The 2,864-nt window shown below is 57.2% G+C and carries 3 protein-coding genes; 2 read left to right on the top strand and 1 reads right to left on the bottom strand.

Going from position 1 to position 2,864, the window contains the following annotated elements:
- Nucleotides 1–795, bottom strand: a 795-nt coding sequence (locus tag QD461_RS36485) for a helix-turn-helix domain-containing protein (RefSeq protein WP_414091626.1), incomplete at its 3' end; no start/stop codon positions are given.
- Nucleotides 796–895: 100 nt separating this feature from the next.
- On the opposite strand from QD461_RS36485, the gene QD461_RS36480 reads away from it, so the two are divergent.
- Together QD461_RS36480 and QD461_RS36475 are read left to right on the top strand one after the other, a co-directional pair.
- Nucleotides 896–1,498: a type IV toxin-antitoxin system AbiEi family antitoxin domain-containing protein gene (locus QD461_RS36480; protein ID WP_028753524.1), complete on the top strand. Its 603-nt coding sequence runs from the start codon at nucleotides 896–898 to the stop codon at nucleotides 1,496–1,498.
- Nucleotides 1,495–2,409 carry a nucleotidyl transferase AbiEii/AbiGii toxin family protein gene (locus QD461_RS36475; protein WP_051264140.1) on the top strand — a complete coding sequence of 305 codons (915 nt, stop codon included), beginning with the start codon at nucleotides 1,495–1,497 and terminating at the stop codon, nucleotides 2,407–2,409. Before QD461_RS36480 ends, QD461_RS36475 begins: the two co-directional genes overlap by 4 nt.
- Nucleotides 2,410–2,864: the final 455 nt, after the last annotated feature.

The raw sequence follows: 2,864 nt of genomic DNA, 5'->3' as shown, positions 1-2,864 counted from the left end.
GTCCTCCAGTTCACGGGTTTCGTCGGGGCGCTTGCCGAGCCTTCTGGCCAGCCAGGCACCGACGGCCGGGCTTTGCTCGATCCAATGCACCAGGTCGTTTGCATCATAGACCCGAACGTCGCGCCACGGACCCTCCTTCTTTCGCGTCTTCGCCCATTCGTCTTTCCCCGGCCAATGCCGGGGTGTAACGAAGATGTAGGTCGCATTGGCAGGCTCGATGGGTGACGGATCCAAGCTGCGCTTCGCGTAGTCTTCGCTGGCTTTATGAGAAACATTCTTGCGCTGGGCGCCGATCTCCCAGCCAGTCTCACCTTGCGGGACGTAAATACTTCCTTTGGCAGCAATTGTATGCCCGTCCCAGCCCGAATGCCGGACACCTTCATCGGAAGGAAACCGCAAGTGGGCCGATCCGTGTGTGGCACGGACGAGGTTTGCAATCAGAGTCGGCAGACCGGAGACGCCGTCATTGCGGTCTGCCCAATCCGAGAGATCCTGTGCGCTGACCCAACGAATGGGAACGCCCGGTCGATCGGACACGTCCATTGGGAGAATGGCTGGACCGATGACTGCTCCTGTTGGCAAAAACCGAACGCCGGCGCTTTCAAGCGCACTCCTGATCGCTTGGGCGTTGTTGGCGACAGGTGTGCGTTGTCCCCGTTCGAAATCAGCGATCGTAGAAGTCGCTACGCCAGCAGTCTTGGCGAGGTCCTGCTGAGACCATGCCAAGAGGGCGCGCGCGGCGCGCACGTGTTTAGGTGTCAGTTCGGAGGTTTGGCTCGACTTCATCATGGTCATACGAAATATATGACGTCACGAAATTAATTCAACCTGTTATTTTTTGACGGCAGGATGTATATATATGCCGACATAAGGTAACAACCGAGGCCACGATCATATGAACTATCGGGATAGCGCGCTCGAACTGGCCAGATCTCGCGGCATCGTGCGGGCCCGTGATTTCAAGTCGGCCGGCATTCCCCTCGTCTATCTGAAACGCCTGACCGATTCCGGCGACCTCGTGCGACTTGGACGTGGACTGTATCAGGATCCAGACCGTGTTGGTGAGCACGTCGCGCACGATCTGGCAGAAGCTACCCGGTTGATGGCGAATGGCACAGTCTGCCTGCTCAGCGCACTTCGCCAACACGAATTGACCACTCAGCTACCGCATGCGGTCTGGATGATGATCCCTCATAAGGCAAGAGCGCCGATATCACCATCGTTTCCAGTAAAAATCGTGCGGGCAACCGGTGATGCCCTAACATCCGGCATTGAGAGGATTTCGGTCGAAGGCGTCGATGTGCCTATCTATGGCGTGGCAAAAACCGTAGCGGACTGCTTCAAATATCGGCGCCTTGTTGGCGAGGACGTCGCGATTGAAGCGCTTCGCGATGCCCTGCGATTTCGCAAGACGACACCGAACGAACTCATGAAATACGCAGCGATCGACCGGTGCTCGGCGCGCATGGAGCCTCTGATCCGGGCGCTACAGGAATGACTAAAATCATCAAGGACAAATCGGCGTCTATCCGCGCAAGACTGCTCATGCACGCAAAGCGGTCTGGTGAGGAATATCAGCGTACACTAACGCGCTTCGCCATTGAACGTTTGTTGTTTCGCCTCAGTCAATCGGGCGTGCGCGACCGCTACGTTCTCAAAGGAGCGATGCTCTTCGTAACCTGGCCAGAGAATGTCTTTCGACCCACCGGCGATCTCGATCTGTTGGGTCACGGCGATCCTGACCCCGAGGCGATAGTTGAAACCTTCCAGCAAATCTGTGCGGTCGAAGCCGACGACGGTTTGCACTTCGACCTCGCTAGCATCAAGGTCGATCCGGTCCGGGAAGCGGACAAGTATCAGGGCGCTCGTGTCATGCTGAATGGCGAGCTCGCCAAGGCGATCATTCGAGTGCAAGTTGACATCGGCTTCGGAGATCATGTCTATCCGGCGCCTAAGCTGGCGTCGTTCCCGAGCATTCTTCCGGATCTGCCGACGGCCAGCATACTGATGTATCCGCCCGAGACCGTCGTCGCGGAAAAGTTTGAAGCAATGATCCGTTTCGGACTGGCAAACGGCCGGATCAAGGATTTCTATGACATCTGGCTCACTACACAGATTTTTCAATTTCAGCTCTCGACTGTGATCGATGCGGTCGCCGGCACATTGGCGCGCCGCGGAACGGCCGTCCCAACCGCGAGGCCCGAGGGATTTTCGCAGGCCTACGCTACCGTCGCTGCGGAGAAAGGTTTGTGGAGCGGTTTTCTCGAGCGCAACCCGCCAATGCTGGCACCTCCCGCCTTTCCTGAGCTTCAGCGCCAGCTCACGCGTTTCTTCGAGCCAGTCATTGCGGGCGTTAACGCCCCCGGCGGCGACAGTCGCTGGGACCCAGTCGAATACAGCTGGCGATAGCCGATCGGAATCTCGCCTGTCCGCACTCCGCAAGCCACTCGGGCGTCGCCCACCCCATTCGACATCTGGCTTTTACAGTTGATGGGATACGAACCCGCGACCCAATACTATGATTTGCCATCCACATGATATCGTTGGCTCTTCGCATTAACCCGTGCCGTGGTAGCTGCATCGAACGCTGCGGAGTATTGTGGGAAGCAGCTACCAGAGAACGGGTTGGTTAAACCTGGATCGCCTACGATTGCTGACTGATCCGCACGATCAACACCACGTTCTCTCCTAGTTCTGACATTGGACATCAAGATGCAACGCATTGCCAGCTCAGTTGGTCGTGAACTTCTCGATCATGTCCCAGGACGTGGTGTAGCTTAGACGACCACGGCTCATCCCAGAGGGTCGGATGAGTATCAGCTTGCTGCTGGCAGGCTGATGAGCGGATCATCGCTCATTGTGGC

The organism is Rhizobium sp. BR 314 (assembly GCF_047445805.1).
GTDB classification, from domain to species: Bacteria; Pseudomonadota; Alphaproteobacteria; order Rhizobiales; family Rhizobiaceae; genus Rhizobium; species Rhizobium lusitanum_B.
Note: the sequence above shows the minus strand (reverse complement) of the source record. Positions and strands in the feature narration are given on the sequence as shown.

Excerpts from the sequence above, each read along its gene's own strand:
- QD461_RS36475 (WP_051264140.1), top strand. The coding sequence starts at position 1,495 with ATGACTAAAATCATCAAGGACAAATCGGCGTCTATCCGCGCAAGACTG.
- QD461_RS36480 (WP_028753524.1), top strand. The coding sequence starts at position 896 with ATGAACTATCGGGATAGCGCGCTCGAACTGGCCAGATCTCGCGGCATC.